Origin of the sequence: Shewanella sp. KX20019, from assembly GCF_016757755.1 — a bacterium.
GTDB lineage: Bacteria > Pseudomonadota > Gammaproteobacteria > Enterobacterales > Shewanellaceae > Shewanella.
The window spans coordinates 4,328,537-4,350,820 of record NZ_CP068437.1 but is presented as its reverse complement, the minus strand read 5'-3'; the positions used below and the strand labels follow the sequence as shown (position 1 = coordinate 4,350,820).

Annotated in this window: 22 protein-coding genes; 15 read left to right on the top strand and 7 right to left on the bottom strand. The window is 44.0% G+C overall.

Annotated features, from left to right (window positions below; genetic code table 11):
* Positions 1-38: 38 nt before the first annotated feature.
* From dusA to JK628_RS18840, 3 genes are all read left to right on the top strand, one after another.
* Positions 39-1,022 carry a tRNA dihydrouridine(20/20a) synthase DusA gene (gene dusA, locus JK628_RS18850; RefSeq protein ID WP_202286458.1) on the top strand — a complete coding sequence of 328 codons (984 nt, stop codon included), beginning with the start codon at positions 39-41 and terminating at the stop codon, positions 1,020-1,022.
* A gap of 223 nt (positions 1,023-1,245) precedes the next feature.
* Complete coding sequence (locus tag JK628_RS18845) at positions 1,246-1,554, top strand: hypothetical protein (protein ID WP_202286457.1); 309 nt, start codon at positions 1,246-1,248, stop codon at positions 1,552-1,554.
* A 162-nt stretch (positions 1,555-1,716) separates the two neighbouring features.
* Positions 1,717-1,917: a PspC domain-containing protein gene (locus JK628_RS18840; RefSeq protein ID WP_202286456.1), complete on the top strand. Its 201-nt coding sequence runs from the start codon at positions 1,717-1,719 to the stop codon at positions 1,915-1,917.
* 187 nt (positions 1,918-2,104) lie between these two features.
* Here the strand turns inward: JK628_RS18840 and JK628_RS18835 are convergent, their stop codons facing one another.
* The gene (locus JK628_RS18835) at positions 2,105-2,842 is read right to left on the bottom strand and encodes an enoyl-CoA hydratase-related protein (protein ID WP_202286455.1); all 738 of its coding nucleotides are present in this window, start codon (positions 2,840-2,842) and stop codon (positions 2,105-2,107) included.
* Between the two features lie 35 nt (positions 2,843-2,877).
* On the opposite strand from JK628_RS18835, the gene JK628_RS18830 reads away from it, so the two are divergent.
* The 3 genes from JK628_RS18830 to JK628_RS18820 are packed head-to-tail and all read left to right on the top strand — an operon-like array spanning position 2,878 to position 5,078.
* Positions 2,878-3,354 carry a copper chaperone PCu(A)C gene (locus tag JK628_RS18830; protein WP_202286454.1) on the top strand — a complete coding sequence of 159 codons (477 nt, stop codon included), beginning with the start codon at positions 2,878-2,880 and terminating at the stop codon, positions 3,352-3,354.
* A gap of 12 nt (positions 3,355-3,366) precedes the next feature.
* Positions 3,367-4,338, top strand: coding sequence for a DUF2333 family protein (locus JK628_RS18825; protein ID WP_202286453.1), 972 nt, complete (start codon positions 3,367-3,369; stop codon positions 4,336-4,338).
* 2 nt (positions 4,339-4,340) lie between these two features.
* Complete coding sequence (locus JK628_RS18820) at positions 4,341-5,078, top strand: TIGR04219 family outer membrane beta-barrel protein (protein ID WP_202286452.1); 738 nt, start codon at positions 4,341-4,343, stop codon at positions 5,076-5,078.
* Between the two features lie 80 nt (positions 5,079-5,158).
* Here JK628_RS18820 and JK628_RS18815 read toward each other — a convergent pair whose 3' ends face one another.
* Both JK628_RS18815 and JK628_RS18810 read right to left on the bottom strand, forming a co-directional pair.
* Positions 5,159-5,617 (bottom strand): TIGR02444 family protein, encoded by a 459-nt coding sequence (locus tag JK628_RS18815; RefSeq protein WP_202286451.1) that lies wholly within the window; start codon positions 5,615-5,617, stop codon positions 5,159-5,161.
* Between the two features lie 60 nt (positions 5,618-5,677).
* Positions 5,678-7,588 (bottom strand): ABC transporter ATP-binding protein, encoded by a 1,911-nt coding sequence (locus JK628_RS18810; RefSeq protein ID WP_202286450.1) that lies wholly within the window; start codon positions 7,586-7,588, stop codon positions 5,678-5,680.
* Between the two features lie 160 nt (positions 7,589-7,748).
* Here JK628_RS18810 and JK628_RS18805 point away from each other — a divergent pair, with 160 nt between their 5' ends.
* The 8 genes from JK628_RS18805 (at position 7,749) to JK628_RS18770 (ending at position 17,297) form a co-directional block, all read left to right on the top strand.
* A complete protein-coding gene (locus tag JK628_RS18805; protein ID WP_202286449.1) occupies positions 7,749-7,955 on the top strand; it encodes a YheV family putative zinc ribbon protein in 207 nt (68 codons plus the stop codon).
* A 113-nt stretch (positions 7,956-8,068) separates the two neighbouring features.
* Complete coding sequence (locus tag JK628_RS18800) at positions 8,069-8,749, top strand: DUF3313 domain-containing protein (RefSeq protein WP_202286448.1); 681 nt, start codon at positions 8,069-8,071, stop codon at positions 8,747-8,749.
* 499 nt (positions 8,750-9,248) lie between these two features.
* Positions 9,249-10,625, top strand: a complete 1,377-nt coding sequence (gene dbpA, locus JK628_RS18795) for an ATP-dependent RNA helicase DbpA (RefSeq protein ID WP_202289888.1) — start codon at positions 9,249-9,251, stop codon at positions 10,623-10,625.
* 136 nt (positions 10,626-10,761) lie between these two features.
* Positions 10,762-11,904 (top strand): HDOD domain-containing protein, encoded by a 1,143-nt coding sequence (locus tag JK628_RS18790; protein WP_202286447.1) that lies wholly within the window; start codon positions 10,762-10,764, stop codon positions 11,902-11,904.
* 521 nt (positions 11,905-12,425) lie between these two features.
* A complete protein-coding gene (locus JK628_RS18785; protein WP_202286446.1) occupies positions 12,426-13,643 on the top strand; it encodes an aspartate aminotransferase family protein in 1,218 nt (405 codons plus the stop codon).
* Between the two features lie 134 nt (positions 13,644-13,777).
* A complete protein-coding gene (gene astA / locus JK628_RS18780; RefSeq protein ID WP_202286445.1) occupies positions 13,778-14,797 on the top strand; it encodes an arginine N-succinyltransferase in 1,020 nt (339 codons plus the stop codon).
* A 9-nt stretch (positions 14,798-14,806) separates the two neighbouring features.
* A complete protein-coding gene (astD, locus tag JK628_RS18775; RefSeq protein WP_202286444.1) occupies positions 14,807-16,267 on the top strand; it encodes a succinylglutamate-semialdehyde dehydrogenase in 1,461 nt (486 codons plus the stop codon).
* Between the two features lie 232 nt (positions 16,268-16,499).
* Positions 16,500-17,297, top strand: coding sequence for a DUF1338 domain-containing protein (locus JK628_RS18770; protein WP_202289887.1), 798 nt, complete (start codon positions 16,500-16,502; stop codon positions 17,295-17,297).
* Positions 17,298-17,424: 127 nt separating this feature from the next.
* Here the strand turns inward: JK628_RS18770 and JK628_RS18765 are convergent, their stop codons facing one another.
* From JK628_RS18765 to crp, 4 genes are all read right to left on the bottom strand, one after another.
* Positions 17,425-18,756 carry an ATP-binding protein gene (locus JK628_RS18765; RefSeq protein ID WP_202286443.1) on the bottom strand — a complete coding sequence of 444 codons (1,332 nt, stop codon included), beginning with the start codon at positions 18,754-18,756 and terminating at the stop codon, positions 17,425-17,427.
* Entirely contained in the window at positions 18,753-19,427 is a 675-nt protein-coding gene (locus tag JK628_RS18760) for a response regulator transcription factor (RefSeq protein WP_202286442.1), read from the bottom strand. Before JK628_RS18760 ends, JK628_RS18765 begins: the two co-directional genes overlap by 4 nt.
* Positions 19,428-19,539: 112 nt before the next feature.
* Positions 19,540-19,878: a PepSY domain-containing protein gene (locus tag JK628_RS18755; protein ID WP_202286441.1), complete on the bottom strand. Its 339-nt coding sequence runs from the start codon at positions 19,876-19,878 to the stop codon at positions 19,540-19,542.
* 81 nt (positions 19,879-19,959) lie between these two features.
* Positions 19,960-20,595 (bottom strand): cAMP-activated global transcriptional regulator CRP, encoded by a 636-nt coding sequence (gene crp, locus JK628_RS18750; protein ID WP_202286440.1) that lies wholly within the window; start codon positions 20,593-20,595, stop codon positions 19,960-19,962.
* 439 nt (positions 20,596-21,034) lie between these two features.
* On the opposite strand from crp, the gene JK628_RS18745 reads away from it, so the two are divergent.
* On the top strand, positions 21,035-21,817 hold the full coding sequence (locus tag JK628_RS18745) for a sel1 repeat family protein (RefSeq protein ID WP_443019977.1): 783 nt from the start codon (positions 21,035-21,037) through the stop codon (positions 21,815-21,817).
* The last annotated feature ends 467 nt before the right edge of the window (positions 21,818-22,284 follow it).

Below are 22,284 nucleotides of genomic sequence, written 5' to 3'. Positions count from 1 at the left end.
CCCGAATCGTTTCTTGTTTTCGTTTTACTGGTAATTATATGCAAACCCAACTTAACCGTACTTTCTCTATCGCACCCATGCTGGATTGGACTGATCGCCATTATCGCTACTTTGCGCGATTGATGTCCTCTGAAGTGCTGCTATATACAGAAATGGTAACAACGGGAGCAATAATTCATGGACGAGGTGATTACCTTGCTTATAACGAAGAGGAGCACCCGTTGGCATTACAGCTAGGTGGGTCTAATGCTACAGATCTTGCTACCTGTGCCAAGCTAGCCTTTGAGCGTGGTTATGATGAAATCAACCTCAACGTGGGTTGCCCATCAGACCGTGTTCAAAGCGGTCGTTTCGGTGCTTGCTTAATGGCTGAGCCTGAATTGGTTGCTGAGTGTGTCGATGCAATGAAGCAGGTGGCCGATATTCCGGTGACCGTGAAGACGCGTATTGGTATTGATGAGCAAGATAGCTACGAGTTTTTAACGCAATTTATCGATACCGTAAAAGCAGTGGGTTGTGATGACTTTATTATTCATGCCCGCAAGGCGTGGTTGCAAGGGCTAAGCCCTAAAGAAAACCGTGAGATCCCAGAGTTAAATTATGAGCGTGTTTATCAGCTCAAACGTGATTATGCCGATTTAAGTATCAGCCTTAATGGCGGGATTAAAACACTGGCTGAATGTAAAACGCATCTTAAGCAACTCGATGGTGTGATGGTTGGGCGTGAAGCTTATCAAAACCCTTATATACTGGCTGAAGTCGATCAACAGTTATGCGGTATTGATACGCCAGTATTGAGCAGGGATGCTGTTTTAGAGAAACTACTTCCTTATATAGAGAAACATTTACAAGCGGGCGGACGCCTCAATCACATTACTCGCCATATCATCGGATTGTTTCAAGGTGAAGTTGGCTCAAGAGTATGGCGCCGTTATTTAAGTGAAAACGCGCATAAATCGGGTGCTGGGATCGAAGTTATAACCCAGGCTAGACAAGAGATGAAAGCAGTTATTAGCCTTTAATTTGTCTCTTATTATCCAATTGAAAATTGCTTGTAGTGAAATTCACCAGTGCATGGTGAGTTTCACTAACGTTAGTTACTCCTCGTCATACTCCATACCGTAAAAATTCCTGAGTAAGATGCCAAGTGCATACTTATCAATGCTTTAACAGCATTTCAAAAAGTTGGCACGCCACTTGTATTAGTCTCTATGCAATTAGGCGAAACTCGAAAAGGAATCCATTATGTTTAATTCTATTGTTATGAAAACGGTAAAGACCTCTGTATTAACTGCTGTGTTGTTAGCTGCTAGTGTTTCTGCTCAAGCAGAAACGTCGTTGGTCACTGAAGTGGCGAACAGTTTGGAGCAAAACATTAGCGCACAAATGCAAGACATGGTCAGTAAAGCACAAACAGAATTGAGTCTTTCTATTCAATCACAAATGTCAGAAATGATGTTCGAACTAAGCAGTGATGAAGATTTGAAAGCTGCCAAACTAACAGCTGAAAAGGTTGAAAAGCCATTAGTAACAAGCGCACTAATTGAGGATTAATTATGTGGTTTATTGCTCAGTTTGTTGGTTTGTTATTACTGCCGGTGGTTAGTTTAGCGATGTTTGCTTGTATTGTTTGCTCGCTACAGTGGCATAAATTGAAAGACTAAGTTTAAAAGATTGGATTTAAAAATTTAAATCTGAAGTTAAAGGGAGTTTCAAATGGCTGATTTTATTAATAGATTAAAAGATCCTTCATCATTGGTTTGTGGTGTTGCTGCGGCAATGGCAGATAAGTTTGACTGGTCATGCTTATGGACTCGTGTGGTATGCGCACTGGCTGTTTTTTGTAATCCGGCAATGGGCTTAGTTATCTACTTTGTACTTGCTTTGGTATTACCTAAATGGGAAAAGCCATGCTAATGCTAATGCAGATGTTTAAGTGCCAAGAGGCTGATAGTGCCAGCAGTGATCAAATAAACGGTGCGACGAGTAATACTCATCGTTCACTCAGCGAGTTAGTATGTTATTCAATAAGGTATGCTTGCTAAAATCGATACCGACATAAGCAAGCCTGCCTTCTGAAATTGTTCGCCTAGTTAGATGGCAACTATTTTTTTAAAAATGCCGCGAAACGAGATTTTGCTTCATCACTTGCAAGCCTAGTCGCAAATTCCGCGAGTTCTTTCTTCATCTGAGTTCTTACCTCTTCCCTGTTATAACGCATTAGCCGTTTAGTCGCCTGCAAAGAGATGGGGGGTTGCTGTGCCAAAAGCTTGGCTTTATGCAACGCAAACTGAAAAATGTCATCAGAGTCAATAACGTCATTGATGAGCCCGTACGAATGTGCAGCTGCCGCGTTAAAGCTCTCGCCCAACATAATTAACTCTGCCGCTTTCACTGGGCCAACTATCTGCGGTAATAACATGCTTGCGCCAGCTTCTGGCACCAAGGCTAGCCTTACGAAGGGCAATTGGAATTTCGCGCTAGCATCGGCATAGACTAAATCGCAATGCAGTAACAAGGTTGTCCCGATACCAACAGCGGATCCGGTAACGGCAGCGACGACAGGTTTTTTTAAGTCGAGTAGACAAAATAGGAACCTAAAAGCGGGATGGTCTACACCTAAGTTACTATTTTTTAAAAAGTCAGCAACATCATTACCTGAAGTAAAACATTCAGCTTGGCCACGGAACATAAAGGCTCGAATTTCATTGTCTGATTCGCCTTGGATAAGGTATTCTGTTAACCGTGTATACATTTGAAGGTTGAGCGCATTGCGCTTGTCTGGACGATTAAACGTAATAATGCGTACCCCGTTATCGTCCTTAACCTGAATCGTACTCATTCGTTATGTCCTCATGTTGCGAATTGGGTTTTAAAATGGAGTTTAAGACATTGAAGCAAATATTCAAACAACTGTTTAACCTTACGCTGCTTAGCTGCTTTTCATTTACGGCTTTTGCGCAAGTAATGCTGGTTGACGGTTATGTGCGTGCAATGCCGCCAAGTGTGCCCAATACCGCTGCTTATATCACCTTAGAAAATCATGGCCCTGCCACACGACTTATTGCAGTTGAAGCCCCTTTTGCAAAAGAGGCACAGCTGCACACTCTTGTTGATGAAGACGGCATGATAAAAATGCGCCAAGTTGACGGCATTGACATAGACTCTCATGGCAGCCTAGTACTGTCGGAATCAGGTAATCACATCATGTTATTGGGGCTGACTACACCTTTAGCTGAAGAGAGTAAAGTGGATTTAACCCTAACGTTCTCAGATGGCAAGCAGCAACTGATTTCGTTGCCAGTTAAAAAGCAGGCAAGCTTAGTAGAGTCTGAGCACCACCATCATCATTAAGGAATAAAGCTAATGCAAATGACATGGAAAAAAGGCGTCGGAATCGCAGCGGTAATCTTTTTTATTGGCTACCTTATGGCGGTTTGGTGGAGTATTGAACCGGATGTTATCGAGCAAGAGGTTTACCAGCAAGATAATGGACGCCAAGTCACCGGTTATGCCACGACGACGTCGCTTATATTGACCGTTGAGGCCTTGCTGGATAAGCCTGGCGGCTGGCTATCGAATGATGTTACGCCACCATCGATCCTAATGGATAACATGCCGGCATTTGAGTTTGGTGCAATAGAACAGGCTCGTGATTTGGCGCTTATTATGCGAAAGGAATTTAGTCGTTCCCAGTCGCAATCAACGGCCGATAAAGATCTGCTAGCAGCGCATTCAAAGCTGAACATTGAGCACACCAGTTGGTTGGTCCCCAGTGCTGAAAGCGAGTATCGTGATGCGGTTAAGCTGTTGAAATTATACCGTGGTCGCATGATTGCGACTGAGAATCCTGATGCACAGTTTTATGCTCGCGCTGACAACCTCAATGAATGGTTGAAAGAGATCCAAAAGCGCTTAGGCAGTATGTCGCAACGACTTTCAGCTAGTGTGGGTCAAGAAAGGCTAAATACCGACTTATCGGGTGACAGTTCAGCAAGTCAGTCTACACCTGGTTATGTGGCGCAAGAGATAAAAACCAGCTGGTGGAAAATAGATGATGTTTTCTATGAGACTCGCGGGGCGACATGGGCACTGCTTAACTTCATGAAAGCCATAGAAGTTGATTTTGCTGATGTGCTAAAGAAAAAGAATGCTCAAGTGAGTTTGCGTCAAATCATTCGCGAACTTGAAGAAACACAACAATCCGTTTGGAGCCCATTGATCCTTAATGGTTCGGGCTTTGGGGTTGTCGCTAATCACTCGTTAGTGATGGCGAACTATATCTCCCGCGCAAATGCAGCGGTTATCGATTTAACTAACTTATTGACTCAGGGTTAACTATGAAAAAGACATTATTGGCGTGTGCACTATTAGGCTCTTTGGTAGGCACTTCTGCTCATGCTGCTTCTGTTGTTGGTTTTAAAGTGGGTGGCGATTATTGGCAAGCTGATACCAGCGGTACTTTTGCTGAAAGAGGCCAGCCACAGCAAGAGTTTAACTACAAAGACGATTCTCAAGGTAGCGTTTGGCTTGCGATTGAGCATCCAATCCCATTAGTTCCTAATGTTAAGATCCGTGAAAACCGTTTGGAAGGTAAAGGCAGCATGTCTGGTGCTGACTTTAGCTTTAACGATAATCGCTTTATTGGCGATGTTAATGCGACAACAGACTTGAGTAATACTGACTTTGTACTTTATTACGAAATTCTAGATAACGATATTGTCGCGTTAGATATTGGTGCGGCTTATAAAGTTATGCACGGTGAATTCAGAGTATCTGATGCAGGCCACCCAGAGTCAAAAGATATCGATAGCGGTATCGTGATGGGTTATGTCGATGCCCAGGTTGGTATTCCAGGTTTAGGCTTGTATGGTTTTGCTGATGTGATGATGGGCGTAGATGAGTCAAATGTGTACGATTATTCAATCGGTCTTGGTTGGAACTTTGATGGTGCCGCTGTGGATTATCGCATCCGTGCCGGTTACCGTGACTTTAAGTTTGATGTCAATGGCTTTGATGGTGTGACAGCCGATATGCAATTCAAAGGCTACTTTGCCGGCGTAGAATTGGTTTTCTAAGTCTGACTAAGGCTTAAGTAAACTAAAAATGCCAGTCGTTGAGACTGGCATTTTTTATGTTTAACTATCTAACTATATAGTTAAACATGGGTAGTGCTCGCTGCAGAGGTTAAACATGGGTAGTGCTCGCTGCAGAGGTTAAACAGGGCTAAATAGCTGGATAAGTTACTGCTGTCACCTTGCCATGCTAGCTGGTTTAAGGCGTGCAATATAAGTCTTTGAGACTTACGCTCCAGCATCAGCTCTACCTCGAGCATTTGTTGGTATTCGGTGTCGCTTAAGCAAGACTTACTCAGACGACGTAGTTTTCTATAGGGCAGAAGTACCTTCTCTTCCCACTTAAGTGTGTCTTGTTGTAGTGTTTGCCATTGTGTGGCGGACAGCATTTTCTCTTGGCTATCTAGCCAAAGCGCAAGCAATAACAAGTTAACATTGACCTGATGTTCATCCTGAAAACTCAGACACAGCTGTTGGTGTTTACGATAAATGTCGTCGCAGTCTTGCCACAAACTCAAGTCTAAGTTGTTTAAAAAGGTCATATCTTCATCCATTAAAAAAGGGACTCAAGGCCCCTTTGTTTTATATCTTACCCTATATACTCAGAGTGCAGAACGAACACTTTGTTCAATTTTTTCAATCTCCTCTTGAACCTCAAGCCACTCCATCTCACTCTCTTCTAACCCTTGAGTCAACGTTGTTCGTTCATTGAGTACCTTGGTGAGCTTTGCCTTATTATCGGCGTCGTAGAGGCTGGCATCGGCCAGCATCTGCTCTAGCTCACCTAAGCGATCATTTGCCTTTTGCTGTTCTTTTTCTAGCTTAATTTGGACTTTTCTTATTGGTGACAGCTTTTGCCTAAGTTCAGCTTCTAAGCGCTTTTGCTGTTTTTTGTCTTGAGTGGGCTTAGTCTCGGGGCCGGTATCACTTTTGTTGGCGGCTTTTGCGGCATCGAGTAACCATTGATGGTAGTCGTCTAAATCGCCTTCAAAGCTTTTGACTTCACCTTGATCCACTAAGTAGTAATCGCTGCAGCTAAGACGCAGTAAATGTCTATCGTGTGATACGATAATCATCGCCCCTTCAAATGACTGCAGCGCCATGGTGAGCGCGTGACGCATCTCTAAATCTAAGTGGTTGGTAGGTTCATCGAGTAGCAATAGGTTAGGGCGCTGCCAAACCAATAGCGCTAATACTAAGCGGGCTTTTTCGCCACCGGAGAATGGACGAACAGGTGCCACGGCCATATCGCCATTAAAGCCGTAACCCCCCAAAAAGTTGCGTAGCTCCTGCTCCTTTGAATTAGGGGCGAGGCGTGCAAGGTGTTGCAGCGGCGTATCATCTAAGCTCAAAAACTCTAATTGATGCTGGGCAAAGTAGCCAATATTCAAGCCTGGATTGGATTCAAATTTACCTTTCATTGCTGAAAGTTCACCGGAAAGCAGTTTGACTAACGTCGATTTACCCGCGCCATTTCTGCCAAGCAAGCCGATACGTGCACCTGGCACCAAGTTTAACTGAACCTTTTTGAGGATCTCTGTCTCGCCATAGCCGATAGACACTTGTTCCATGGTGACCAGCGGGTTAGGTAGTGCTTCTGGTTCTCTAAACGCCATATGGAAAGGGCTATCAGCCTGTGATGGCAATAACTCTGCCATGCGTTCGAGCGCTTTTAAGCGACTCTGTGCTTGTTTTGCCTTACTGGCTTTATATCTAAAGCGGTCAACAAACGTTTGCATGTGCGCGCGTTCTTTCTGCTGACGTTCAAAGGCCACTTGTTGCTGCGCCATACGCTCTGCGCGGACATGTTCAAAGGCAGTGTAGTTACCTTTGTAGTAGTTCAGTTTATGGTTTTCGACATGGACGATTTCATCGACAATGCCGTCGATAAAGTCACGATCGTGACTGATTAAAATTAATGTACCTTGATAAGCTTTAATCCAACCTTCCAGCCAGTACATGGTATCTAAGTCTAAGTGGTTGGTGGGTTCATCAAGTAGTAGTAGATCTGAGCGGCACAATAGCGCTTGGGCCAAGTTTAAGCGCATGCGCCAACCACCCGAGAAGCTTTTAACGGGATTAGACTGCTCAGCTTCACTAAAGCCCAGTCCTGCCAGTAAACTGGCCGCACGACTATAAATGGCATAACCACCAATAGCGTCTATTTTTCCATGCAGCAGGGCAATTTTATGGCCATCATCAAGCTCTTGGGCTTGATGTAATTGAGCTTCGAGAGCGCGGTACTCAGTATCGCCGTCAATCACATATTCAATTGCTGCGACGTCCAGCGCAGGTGTTTCTTGTGCCACGGTCGCGGTTTGCCAACCTGATGGCATACCAAAGTCGCCCTTGTCTAAAGTTATCTTGCCTAGAATAAGCGCTAAAAGTGAAGATTTACCGGTACCATTGGCGCCCACTAGACCGACTTTATGACCTGGATAAACAGTTAATGAGGTTTCATCGAGTAGGATCTTAGACCCACGAACGAGTTGAGCTTGAGTGATGGTGATCATTTATGCCGGCTTGAGTCTGAGTGAAAGCAATTATTGCAGGGGATAATAGCCCAGAATCTAGTCTGACTGCTATGACCAAGCGGTAAAACTATTGCTTGGTATCGGCTTATTTGTACTTTTGTGGCAAAATGGCGCGAATTTACCCTTAGGGATCTAATCGATGAGCACCGCTAAGAAAGTGAAAAAACGATTTGTGGCTGGGGCAAAGTGTCCGAAATGCCAAGCGAAGGAATCTATCGTTCTATTTAAAGAAAATGGTATTGAAACGATTGAGTGTGTTGTATGTGATTATCGCGAGCAGCAAACAGAAGATAAAATCGCTAAAAAAGCCACCGGAGCAGTGATAGGGGTATTTAAACCTGAGTAGCGAAAGTCGCTTTATTGTCTTATGTATACAGCTGTGTATTTCACTGTACTTTTACTTAATGGTCGTTTAAACTTTGTGCGATATATATGTTGGTTTGTTGATTAGGAAGCAAGATGAATATCGCTCGGTTAGTTGTTATCAGTTGCATGTTATTGCTGGTGGGTTGCGGTACGGTTCAAGATTACCGTAAGTCGCAAATGTTCAGTACTTTTGAAGATTTCAGACCAGGGCCTGAAGGTGGTAGTGACTTAGTGTGGGCGCAGCCTAATATCAAGAGTGTGGCGGATCTTAATCAGGTTTTAAACCGCTATGACAATGTCATTGTCGATCAGGCTTGGCTGCTGCTTGATGATAAAGATCGTTATGACGGGCTCGATGATGAGGACATTGTCGAGGTGTCGAAATACCTTATCGATAAGATTAAGGAGAAAGCCAGCAACCGCTTTACCTTGGTCGACAAGGCAACCGATAAAACCCTTAGAGTGAGTGTCGCGCTAACCAATATTGAAACACCTAACCCTATTTTGGCAGTGACGAGCAGTATCATGCCTATCGGACTCGGCATTTCAAGCATCTCTAAAATCGTGACTGGCGAACATACCAATGTTGGTAGTGCGACGATAGAGCTGATGATTAGCGATGCTCAGACGGGCAAGCCAATCGTTGCAGTGATTGATCGTAGGGGGGGGAACAAAGATTTGAGTACCATGATTGACTCAACCGATGATGCTAAAGATGCAGTGGATTGGTGGATTGAACGTTTGAGTAAAACCTTACGTGGTGAAACGCTCTAAGCGTTAGATCTCCGCAGTCATTCAAGCACTCTTCGCCAACGCCTTTAAAGACGTTGGCTTTGGGTAAGCTGCTCAATACTTGTCAATCTGTCTTGCCCCCACACGTTCAGTAGTTGCTTACTACTTTGATAGCTAAAATTCGGTACTCCCAAAGCCGAGAAAGTTAGTTTTAGCATAAGCGCCAACGCCCTCAAAGGTAAAGCACAGGGTTTAATCTACTGCTCGCTGCAGTATTTGTTGCTGCAAATGCGTGGGAATGCTGCATCTACTGTAATAACTGCTACAATACCGCGCTATAATAGTTAGCATTCATCATCGACAACTTCAGCCTAGTAATTTTAAGGCTCTTGTCACTATATTTTATTGCTGTTGAGAATAGGCCAAAGCGCCGACGGTATTGTACTGGTTAGAGGTTATCTGCCAGCAATGAGCTTCATTCTCGCGGTAAATACTTAGGAAAGAAACTTTGACTCAATCAGTCCTCGACACCGATGGCCAAGTGCCGTTTTCAACCCTAAAGCTTAAAACTGAGCTACTCGACAACTTAACCACCATGGGTTTTGAGTCGATGACACCGATCCAAGCTCAGAGCTTACCTGCGATCCTTAATGGGGAAGATGTCATTGGTCAAGCCAAAACCGGTTCGGGTAAAACAGCCGCATTCGGTTTGGGTCTACTGCATAAGTTGGATGTTAAGCGATTCCGCATTCAGTGTTTAGTGATGTGTCCAACTCGAGAGCTGGCTGACCAAGTGGCCAAAGAGATCCGTACGTTAGCCCGCGGTATCCACAATATTAAAGTATTAACCCTATGTGGTGGTGTGCCTATGGGACCACAAATTGGTTCGCTGGAACACGGTGCGCACATCATTGTTGGTACACCAGGACGTATTATTGATCACTTAGATCGTGGTCGTTTAGATTTAGATAATGTACACACCTTGGTGTTAGATGAAGCTGACCGTATGTTAGACATGGGCTTTCAAGTGGAACTTGAAGCCATTGTTGAACAGGTTCCGGTTGAGCGTCAGACGTTACTTTTCAGCGCGACCTTCCCTGAACAGATTAAGTCTATTGCCGATTCTATAATGTTCAAGCCTGTGCTGGTTAAAGTAGCTTCGACACATGAAACAAGTACTATTGATCAACACTTCTATGAAGTGGGCAATAATAATGACCGCATGCGTGCACTGAAGTTACTTCTGCTGCAACATCGTCCAGATAGCGCAGTCGTCTTTTGTAATACTAAGCGTGAAACTAAAGATGTTGCTGCGCAACTTAAAAACGATGGCTTTAGCGTTGTAGCACTGCATGGCGATCTTGAGCAACGAGATAGAGATCAAACTCTTCTGCAGTTCGCCAACAAGAGTGTGTCGGTGATGGTAGCAACGGATGTTGCTGCGCGTGGACTGGATATTGACGCGCTTGATGCTGTGATTAACTACCATATCGCATTCGATACTGAAGTACATATTCACCGTATCGGTCGTACAGGACGTGCAGGCAGCCAGGGTGCAGCTTATACGTTTTATAACGACGAGGATGGCTATAAAATTGCGTTGCTTGAAGATTATCTTGAGCGTGACATTGTCAATGAAGCACTACCTTCAGAGAACTTGCTTGATACATTCCCTACTCAGCCAAGCATGATCACCTTGCAAATCGATGGCGGGAAAAAGCAAAAATTACGCCCAGGCGATATCCTAGGTGCACTGACGGGGGAAGATGGCATTGATGGCAGCGAAGTTGGTAAAATCAAAATCACTGATTATCGTGCTTATGTCGCTGTTAATCGCAGAGTTGCCAAGCGCGCGTTGCACAAAATTGTGAATGGTAAACTGAAAGGGCGCACATACCGCGCTTGGGAAATGCGTTAAATACTAAATTAGTTTGTACTAGAGCCGATAAACCATTCAGGAGAAGCTTGGATGGTTATCGCTGTTCAACAGGTGATGAGGCACTGCAGCTGCCAGTCACGACTAATTGAGTTGATAGTTTAAAGTAGGTAAATCAGTGGCCATTTCGGTAGCGGGTGGGGTTAAGCCCGGTAAAATTATAGAGATAGAGCATAGGCTACAAGCGCAACTCATTGTCGGCAAGGGCAAGTCTGTCTCTATACCTGATGAAATCTACTCAGAACTTGAAGGTGATGCCAATAAACTCGAAATCGAAAGAGAAGCTATTCGAGCCCGCCTAGAAAAACAGCATAAAGCCCAAGCACTGTACAAGGCTGTTTCGACTCAACTTATTACCAGTGTTAACCGAGCTATAGAGCATCAACTGTCATCGGTAGAGCAGGTGCTTGAGCATTCAAAGCTCGATGAAAAGCAAGTCTTGCTGCTTGAGCTGTTGTATTCAAAGCGGGTCGATCTTGCGCGTATACGTCCATTAGTCATCGACTTACCTTGGCTACAGCGTGACTTAATTAATATGATCAACAGTCCGACGTTTCGGCATCGTCGCCCGCAAACTTCAGACATTCAAGTGACTGATATCAAACTGGTGCTTAACTACATTGGTATTGAAAACCTGCAAGCGTTAATCCCCTATTTTTGCCTGCGTCATCTAATGCCCAGTGGCCAGCCGCAACTTTTGTGGGTAACGCGCAAGCTATGGCGTTACAGTGTCATCAGTGCGATTGCAGCTCAGGTGTTAGTTGAGCTACACAATAAAGACCGCGCGTTTGCCTACAGTTGTAGTTTGATGAGCCAGCTTGGCACAACTTGCGTTATCAGCAATTGCGCTAAGATGTTTGATACTACCTGGGGCACTTGGCTGCGAGAAGCCAGTGCTAGCCGAGATAAGGAACTTTATGATGCCGTGATGGCAACAGAGTTTCCGGCGACAGATGTTTATCAACAAGCACTCACCCACAGCAGTCCACTCAATTGGCAGCTACTTAAACAGCTAGGTTTTGCAGGGAGTCGATTAACTGCAACGTTTAAGGCGGTTGATGAGAGTCTTAAATATACTGAACTTGATGAAGATTCAGCGCTTATCGAAAGAGCTAACTGTTTTGCTAGAGTTTACCTGTTAAAGGAAGCTGACAATATCACCTCTGCGGAATGTCGCTTAATGTACGATTACTATGAAATTTCCGAGCAAGAGCTGATCCGATTGAATGCAAAGAACTATCGTAAATTAGAACTTCTATAAACCAACTATCACTGATTTTACACATAGCATCATCGAGTACTCAGCCCCTCTGTTAACCAATATGATTAAATGTCAAATAGCCATCCAAACGCCTGCTATTTTTCGTTACCAAACGGTATACGATTTTCTATCATTCAGCTGCTTTTGGTTAGTTAATCAAACAGCGGTTAAAAAACTGTCGAATTTACGCTAACTCAGCCCATACACGTCAATTACGGCAGTTAATTATTCAATAAGTTTGAATAATTAGTGTTTAAGGGCGCAAGATAACTTTTTTATGACTAAATATGCTTAAACCCCCGCTATATACGCTTTGATAATTCTAAATCTCAACTCTTTATGCACTACAGCGCTCTTTAGATCCCATGAAGGTTGTGAAAAACTGGTATTTTGATCACGTTTTCGCTAATAATGTCCCCCTAGCAAAACAAACAACCGTGATGTCACCTACAAAAACTAAAGGCATCAAGCGGAATACGACTGCTTTTATAGTGGTCGCAAATTAGAAAGGATAAGAAGAAATGAGCGTTAACACTAATCTTACACGTGCCCAATTTGACGAAGTTATGGTGCCTAACTATGCGCCTTCAGCAGTAATCCCTGTTCGCGGCGAAGGTAGCCGAGTTTGGGATCAAGAGGGTAAAGAGTTTATCGACTTTGCTGGTGGTATTGCGGTTAACTGTTTAGGTCATTGTCATCCAGCTTTGGTTGGTGCGTTAAAAGAGCAAGGTGAGAAGCTTTGGCACCTATCTAACGTTATGACTAACGAACCCGCTCTAGAGCTTGCCACTAAGCTTGTAGAAGCAACCTTTGCTGATCGTGTTTATTTTGCTAACTCTGGCGCTGAAGCCAATGAAGCAGCACTTAAGTTGGTTCGTCGTTATGCGATGAATAAGTTCGGTGCAGAAAAAGACCAAATTATTGCCTTTGATAAAGCATTCCACGGTCGTACATTCTTTACGGTTAGCGTTGGCGGTCAAGCTGCTTACTCAGACGGTTTTGGTCCAAAGCCACAGAGCATCACTCATGTTCCATTTAACGATATTGCGGCACTAGAAGCGGTATTTTCTGATAAAACCTGTGCAGTAATGATGGAGCCTCTTCAAGGTGAAGGCGGTATTATCGATGCAGACCCTGAGTTCCTAACAGCCGTTCGCGCACTTTGTGATAAGCACAATGCACTACTGGTATTTGATGAAGTACAAACGGGTGTTGGTCGTTTAGGCGAGCTATATGCTTATATGCGTGGTGATGTGGTACCAGATATTCTTACCACAGCTAAAGCCCTTGGTGGCGGATTTCCAATTGCAGCCATGCTAACAACTAAAGAGATTGCTGAGCACCTTAAGATTGGTACTCACGGTTCTACTTACGGCGGCAACCCGCTTGCATGTGCTATTGGTAATGCGGTACTTGATGTGGTTAATACTCCAGAAGTATTGGATGGCGTTAAAAAGCGTGAACAACTATTACGTGACGGTCTTGCCAAGATCAATGACAAGTATGACGTTTTTTCTGAAGTTCGTGGCCAAGGTTTGTTGATCGGCGCCGTGGTAAATGAAAAATATCAAGGACGCGCTAAAGAGTTTTTAGTCGCTGGGATCCAAGAGGGTGTGATGAGCTTAGTTGCTGGCGCAAATGTTGTGCGTTTCACTCCTTCACTAGTCATCCCAGAAGCAGACATCGCGGAAGGCCTAGCGCGTTTCGAACGAGCAGTCGCTAAAGTAGTCGCAGCCTAAATTGGCAAACGAAGCGCTAGGTCACCCTAGCGCTTCTTTTTTGTCTTTAGGATACTTGCGAGCTCTCGTGCTGACCTTGCCTGTAAAGGCATCGTCTACTCGATAGTTGCAAGTGATAGTGAGGAGACTCCTAGATGTTAATAATACGTCCAATACGATCCACTGATTTTGATGCGCTATACCAAATAGCCGAAGAGTCAGGACATGGATTTACATCTTTACCCGTAAACGAAGACCTTCTTAGGCGCAAAATTGCCCGTGTTGAAGCGTCGTTTGAGAAACAAGTCGATAAGCCTTTTGATGAAGGCTATTTAATGGTGCTCGAAGACACAGAAACTGGCGAAGTCGTTGGTACCTGTGGTATTGAAGCGGCTGTTGGTATGGAAGATGCCTTCTACCATTACCGTCTTGGTACCGAAGTTTACCACTCTGAACAGATTGATGTGCGCAATGAAGTTGAGACATTAACCCTGTGTCATGACTATACCGGCGCCGCAGAGCTGTGCACCCTGTTCTTGCGCGGAAGTTACCGCAAGAATAATAATGGTCGCATGCTATCTCGAAGCCGTTTTCTATTTTTAGCACAACATGCCGCCCGTTTCGGCGAAACTGTGATTGCTGAAATGCGTGGCGAGAGCGACGAAGAGGGCAATTCACCATTTTATGACTGGTTGCAGAAGCACTTTTTGGGTATCGATTTTATCGAAGCAGATTACTTATCTGGTCTCGGGCAGAAAGCATTCATGGCTGAGATGATGCCGAAAAATGCAGTTTATGTATGTTTATTGCCAGAAGAAGCGCAAAAAGTGATTGGTGAAGTACATACCAGTACTCGACCAGCGCTTAATTTGTTGCAAGCTGAAGGTTTCAGGTGCCGTGGCTATGTAGATATTTTTGATGGTGGACCCACCGTTGAATGTAACTTGCATGACATTCGCTCTGTACGCGAAAGCCGTCTGTTAAAGGTGACCATTGGTGACACACCGGCTGATGCAACAAGCTATATTGTTTCAAATACCCAACTCGCAAATTACCGCGCTACAGCCGTAAACTTGGCTGTATCAGAAGACAATGACAACGTGATCTTAGATGCTGAAACTGCTGCAGGCCTTATGGTTGCAGAGGGTGAGCAGATCCGCGTATTGGCAATGTAGGAAAAAAATATGACACAATTTATTGAAGGTAAGTGGACTGCAGGCTTAGGTCACGAAGTGACATCGATTAACCCTGCCAACCAAGAAGTCATCTGGAACAGCAAAACCGCGACTCCAGAGCAAGTTAACATTGCTGTTGATGCTGCACGTAATGCACAGTTTGATTGGTTTATGTTGGGTTTTGAAGCGCGTTTAGCGATTGTTGAGGCCTACCGTGATCAGCTAGAAGCCAATAAAGCTGAAATGGCTGAGGTCATAGCTCAAGAAACCGGTAAGCCACAATGGGAAACTGCAACTGAAGCGGGCGCCATGATTGGTAAAATTGGCTTATCAGTTGCCGCTTTTAATAAGCGTACAGGAACATCAGAAAGCGAGATCCCTGCCGGTCGTGCGGTATTGCGCCATAAGCCACATGGGGTTGTTGCAGTATTTGGTCCTTATAACTTCCCAGGGCATTTACCTAACGGCCATATCGTACCTGCACTTTTAGCGGGTAACACAGTGGTATTTAAGCCATCTGAATTAACTCCAAAAGTGGCTGAGCTGATGCTTAAGCTTTGGGAGAAAGCGGGTCTGCCTGCTGGGGTTATCAACCTTGTACAAGGTGAAGTCGAAACTGGTAAAGCCCTTGCCGCGCATCCACAAATAGACGGACTGTTTTTTACCGGTAGCTCTCGTACTGGTCATATCCTGCATCAACAGTATGCCGGTGACCCTGGTAAAATCTTAGCACTTGAAATGGGTGGTAATAATCCACTTATCATTAAGGGCGTTGAAGATACAAAAGCTGCAGTACATGACATCATTCAATCAGCTTATATTTCGTCGGGTCAGCGTTGCACTTGTGCTCGTCGTCTATATGTTGAAAAAGGTGCGCAAGGTGATGCACTGCTTGAACAACTTGCAGTCGCTGTTAATAAGATCCAAGTGGGCGCGTGGAATGCACAGCCACAACCCTTTATGGGTTCGATGATCTCAGAAACTGCCGCAAAAGGTATGGTGGAAGCGCAGCGTAACCTAGTGAACTTAGGCGCCTCTCCGTTAGTTGAGCTTACTCACTTAGAAGCGGGTACTGGTCTTGTATCACCGGGTCTGATAGATGTTACCGATGTAATTGAACTGCCTGATGAAGAGTACTTCGGTCCGCTGCTACAAGTCATCCGTTACAGCGACTTTGATCAAGCGATCAAACTGGCTAACGCTACTCGCTACGGTTTATCTGCAGGAATACTTGCAGATAACCGCGAAGATTATGATTACTTCTTAGCGCGTATTCGTGCTGGCATTGTGAACTGGAATAAGCAGATAACAGGCGCTTCAGGTGCTGCACCATTTGGTGGTGTTGGCGCATCGGGTAACCACAGAGCTAGTGCATTTTATGCTGCTGATTATTGTGCCTATCCAGTGGCGTCAGTCGAAGCTGATGCAGTGAGCTTACCGGCGAAATTGAGCCCAGGCTTGAGCATTTAGTTTTAGCTTTAACATAAAAGGGAAGAGCTTCTGGCGCTTCCCTTTTGTTTATATCAAAGGCTTTGAACAGTTATATGTCTTTGAGCAAGTATCAACAGCATTTGATACTACGCAAACCTAGCAAGTACTAGCGGCCCTTATCTACCAACCTAGGTGGTGCCGCTAAATCCCTCAAATGTGTACAGCCGCGTGATATAAAAACAGTAAGCACGATGGCATAAAGGAGTTGATGATGCACACTAATGTAAACGCGTTATTTGAAGCACTTTGGCAAGATTATATTAAGATGACACCCTCTGCCGCTAAAGTTCATCAGTTACTTTCTCAGGGCGAGAAGATCATTAATGATCACATTGCATTGCGAACGTTTAATATCAGCAAGGTTAACCTTGATGTACTCGCTGCACATTTTGAATCGATTGGTTATGTAGCTTGTGGTGACTACAAGTTTGAAGCTAAAAAGCTTAATGCTAAGCATTTTGAACATCCAGATAGCACGCAGCCAAAGGTGTTTATCTCGGAGTTGTTGGTAGATGAGTTTAGTGATGAACTACAAACGACCATTAAAGGCTTAATTGAGCAGGTGGAGCAATCTGCTACGACGGCTGATAACTTCCTCTATTCTGGACGCCACTGGGCGCTAGACTCTAAGACTTATGAATCGCTATTAGCAGAGAGTGAGTATGCAGCTTGGGTTGCAGCTTTTGGTTACCGAGCGAATCACTTTACGGTTTCAATTAATCATTTACCAAACTTTGATAGCATTTTTGATGTTAATGATGCACTTAAAGCGGCCGGTTTTGTACTTAACGCTGCTGGTGGTGAAGTTAAAGGCAGTGCTGAAGTGTTGCTAGAGCAATCGTCCACAATGGCAGATAAGCTGCAAGTTAGCTTCTCAGACGCTGTGGTTGAGATCCCTAGCTGCTTTTATGAGTTTGCTATACGTTATCCAAAAGCTGACGGTGAGCTTTACACCGGCTTTGTGGCTGCGTCTGCGGATAAGATCTTTGAAAGCACAAATGTTAACTAGTAATGCTGATTAAATCGTAATCTAAGCTGCAAGATAAGTCTTTTGCATTAGATGTAAAAAGCCGGAGTGACTGAAGTGGCTCCGGCTTTTTTGTGTCTGATGTTTATGGCTGATAAAGCCACTGCTATTAACCAGAAAAGTTGAGCGTTACTTTTAGACCGGGCAAAGATTGGCTATGTTCAAATTTCAGGGCTATTTTATATTGCTCGGCAATGTCTTTGACAATGGATAGCCCGAGCCCGTGGCCCATCGTTGCTTCATCTAGGCGTTTACCTCGATTAGTTAATAGCGCTAACTCTTCAGTTTTTACCCCAGGACCATCATCTTCAATACTCAGTATCAATTGCTGATTATGATTACTGATACACACTCTAATCTCAGTGTCTGCCCATTTAAACGCGTTGTCTAACAAATTACCCAGCAGCTCCATGCCATCTTCACGATGCATAGGGAGTCTGCTGAGATCTGCTGGGATATCTAAGCGGCAGTTGATGGTCTTAGTACGATGTACTTTTTTCAGCGTCTGGGTTAGATCTTCAATATCTTTGGGTAGCTGCATTTGCGCCGCCGGTAACATATCGCCTGTTATGCGTGCAGCTGCAAGCTTTCTCTCAATCATCTTATGCACTAGATTAAGTTGTTTTTGCATTGCTTCTGCCGTTTCAGGATCTTTTAAGCCTAATGCTTCAACCTGTTGCTGCATGACAGCGAGCGGCGTTTTAAGTCCGTGGCTTAAGTTGCCCAAATTATTGCGACTACGCTCTATCTGCTTGCTCGAATATTGTAAGAGTTCATTGTAATTGGAGGCCAATGGTTGCAGTTCTAAAGGGATGGTGTCGAGGTCGAATGAAGATATTTCGCCTTCGCGCAACCGAGCCAAGGTATCTTTCATTTGATTGACGGGTTTAAACGATTGACGCAGGACTAAAAAAATCCCAGTTATCATTGCCATCAGCATCACTAGGTTGACGATGAGCTTGGTGCCATAAATTTCTGAGAATACTTTGCGACCGATACTTAAGTCTTGGGCGACGGTGAGTGTGGCATTGAGTCCTGAAGTATCAGATTTAAGCCCTATCGATAGTAGCTGAATATCATGATTTTGTGGCCCCTTGGTTTGCCATGCGCGAGTCTCACCTTTTTTCAAGTCGACAACTTCTAAGCGTTGATCCCAAAGCGAACGTGATCTCAGCTCCTGCTCAGGTAGGTCAAGCTGGTAATAGCGCCCTGAGTAGACGGGCTTATAGAAATTTGAAAGCTGGGTTTGGTCAATGCTGAAAGTGTTGTCGTCGTTATGCGTGGCGAGTAATACTTGCTGCAGATCTTCTTGCAGCCTTGCAATAATCGAGTCATGAAAAGCTTGACGCAGCATAGACTCAAAAAAGATAAGCGCCACAATTGTGGCGATAACCACTAAGCCTGTTAACCACAGGCTTAGTTTACTGCGGATGGATATCATTGTGTGATGCCGTGAAAAATATACCCTTGGCCGCGACGCGTTTCGATAGCCGTTTTACCCAACTTTTTACGTAAGTGAGTGACATAAACTTCAACGACATTGCTCTCTTTCTCATCATCAAATTGATATAACTTATCGGTGAGCTGAGCTTTTGAAAGCAGTTTTTTAGGCGACATGATGAATATCTTTAACAGCCTAAACTCCATTGCCGTTAGTTCAAAAGTATTTTCCCCAATCGTGACCGATTGTTGCCCTTCGTCTAAAGCAACGCCGGCATAAGTGAGTTGTTTGTTGGGTGAGTTAGCTTTACCGTGGGCACGTTGGATCAACGCTTGAATTCTGACTAGCAGCTCTTGAGTATGAAAAGGTTTACCTAGGTAATCATCAGCACCGGAATTAAAGCCTTCGACTTTTTCATGCCACTGGCTACGAGCGGTTAGCATGATAACTGGCGTATGTATGCCTTGCTCGCGCCAACGCTCGAGTAATTCAAGACCATTACCATCGGGTAAGCCGATATCAAGAATGACGCAATCATAGTTGGTCTCTTTCATCAGATAATCAGCTTCGCTAATCTTATCTGTCGCATCGGTGACATAGCCTGCTTGCTTAAGCTGTTTTAGAAGTTCTTCAACAAGTAGGGTGTTATCTTCAACAAGGAGTAATTTCATAAAATATGCTCTCAATCATGCCTGCAGAGTAAATAGCGCTTAGGTTTCGACAGGTAATGTTAACTCAAAAGTAATGTGAACAGTGTAAAGCGATGTGATTTATAAGCAAATATTACATTGTTTCTGTAATACAGCTACTGGGCATTTTGGCTGGCTTAGCAAGTTGTCCGTTACGTGCATTTAGCGTTAGCTCGACAATCTCCCCTGCTAAGGGACGAATTTGTACCACGTAAAGCCAACTGCCATCGAGTTGGTAAAGGTGAGCGTCGATTAGTTTGCCATGGCATATGGTCTGCATACCTGCGAGCGTAACGTCCAATGACAATATTTGACCGCTTTTAACCAGCTGTTGGGCCTGATTGTGCTGCACTTCCACTTTTTGATTAGCAAATACCAGTGTAGGAAGTTTTAGAAAGCAAATCAAAATGCTTAAATAAATGGCAACTTTCAAGCAATACTCCTAAAAAAAATGGCCTGAGATAAATCTCAGACCACTTTATAGAAGCTATATTAAACCGAGCTTAATACTGTATTAGCGCGTACCGTATACTACGATAGTCTTACCATGAGCTTGTATAAGGCTTTGTTCTTCCAACATTTTTAAGATGCGACCAACAGTCTCACGCGAACAGCCAACAATCTGGCCAATCTCTTGACGAGTGATCTTAATCTGCATGCCGTCAGGGTGCGTCATCGCATCTGGTTGCTTAGCAAGATGAAGCAATGTCTGTGCGATTCTGCCAGCAACGTCTAAGAAAGCTAAATCGCCTACTTTTTGACTTGTGCTGTGCAGACGGTAAGCCATTTGCGAAGAAAGCTTCATCAAGATTTCAGGGTTAACCTGAATGAGTTGTTTAAATTTCTTATATGAAATTTCAGCGATCTCACAAGCTTGCTTAGCACGAACCCAAGCTGTACGTTCAGCTTGTTCTTCGAACAAACCTAATTCACCGATAAAGTCGCCTTGGTTAAGGTAAGAAAGAATCATCTCTTTACCTTCTTCGTCTTTAATTAAGACAGCTACAGAGCCTTTAACGATATAATAAAGTGTATCTGATTCTTCACCAGCGTGGATCAAAGTGCTTTTGGCTGGATACTTATGAATGTGACAGTGTGATAAAAACCACTCCAAAGTAGGATCTGGTTTTGGCTTTCCAATCAGAGCCATGCCTATGTTCCTCGACTGATTTACGTTAAGAGTAAGAGTATGCTAATTAAGCATCTTACGTCAATTAAGCAGATGAAACCTTGATGAAAGTCTTACTTTAGACTTATTGCATAAAGGTAACTGGCTATAATGACAATTCTTTATTCTGATACATTAGTAATATATGTCAACTTATTACGGCTTTTCCACTAATTGTATGGCTAACTCTGCAAGCGATATCACATCTTGTTTGTTAACGGGCTGTTAGAGAAATAATTACGCTGTGCTGGGCTTGATTTAACGTCATCAGTTCGAGCGATTTCCAATCGCAGTCATTCTCATTACGCTTACGCAGTCTTTATCCTCGACATTTGTATCGATATCTGGCTAACTGCTACAAGATACGTTCGAGATTCATCAATAAGCCATGCTTTAGTCATTTGATTTAATAGGAGCGCGAGTGAAATTTAGACCTTGGATTTTAAATACTGTAGTGGTCTTTTTGATGGCTGCGAGCCCTGCGAGCCATGCTTTTTCAATTCCTCAGCCTGCAGGCACGGAAGAAGCTAGCCGAGTAGCGCATATCCATTTAAAAGCTGCTCAAGGTGACTTCGATGCCCAGTACCTGCTTGGGCTGATGTATTTGTCTGGACGGTTTGTTGAGCAAAATCAAGAAGCGGGTATGGAGTGGGTGACTCGCGCAGCGAAGCAAGGTCATGCTAAAGCGCAGCAAACGGTCGCTGATCTAGCGTTTGAAGGCAGTATAGTGACTCGAGACTTGCCAATGGCAAAACAGTGGTACACGGCGCTGAGTAAACAGGGCAACAAATGGGCAGACTTTAGATTAGGCTTTATTTATGCCTCTGGTGGCGAAGGGGTTGAGCGTAATTGTGGCAAAGCGGTTGAGCAATTTAAGCTCGTTGGTGATGAGGTTTCATTAGGTAACGTGGCATGGATTTTAGCGACGTGTCCAGAAGCTAAGTATCGGGATGGCGACCAAGCTTTAGCATTGTCACTTAACCTGCTTAAAGCGAATCAAAAAGACCCGACAACTCTGGATAACCTTGCCGCAGCGTATGCGGAAATAGGCGATTTTGATGCCGCTATTTTGACTCAACAGAAAGCAATTGAGGCGTTAGCGCTCACCTCTGATAAAAGTAAAACCGGTGAATTTATGCAGCGTTTGCAAACATACCAGAATTTTGAACCCTACCGTGAAGTTGTTCCTTTAATCGGTGACTAAGACTCATCGAATTTAAAAAGCGCTTAAGTGATTAAGCGCTTTTTTTGTGGCTGAAAAACACTTTTAGTAATATTTGAAGGGGGATTAACTCCATAATGAGACGGAATCTAAGTGCTATTGGTGGCTGAATTCATATCACTGAAAATAGATCGAACTACAGGGATGCGGAATTTACTTTATGTTTTTTGGGAGAGGTTAGCCAGCATACTCAAGGAGGCAAACAGATCAACATGGAGGTGGAATTTACTTTGCACAGAAGAGGGATAAGTTAGGTTAGCCTGCATACTCAAGGTGACAAACAGATCAACATGGAGGTGGAATTTACTTTGCACAGAAGAGGAATAAGTTAGGTTAGCCAGCACACCCAAGGAGACAAACAGATCAACATGGAGATGGAATTTACTTTATGTTTTTATGGAGAGGTTAGGTTAGTTAGCACACCCAAGGAGACAAACAGATCAACATGG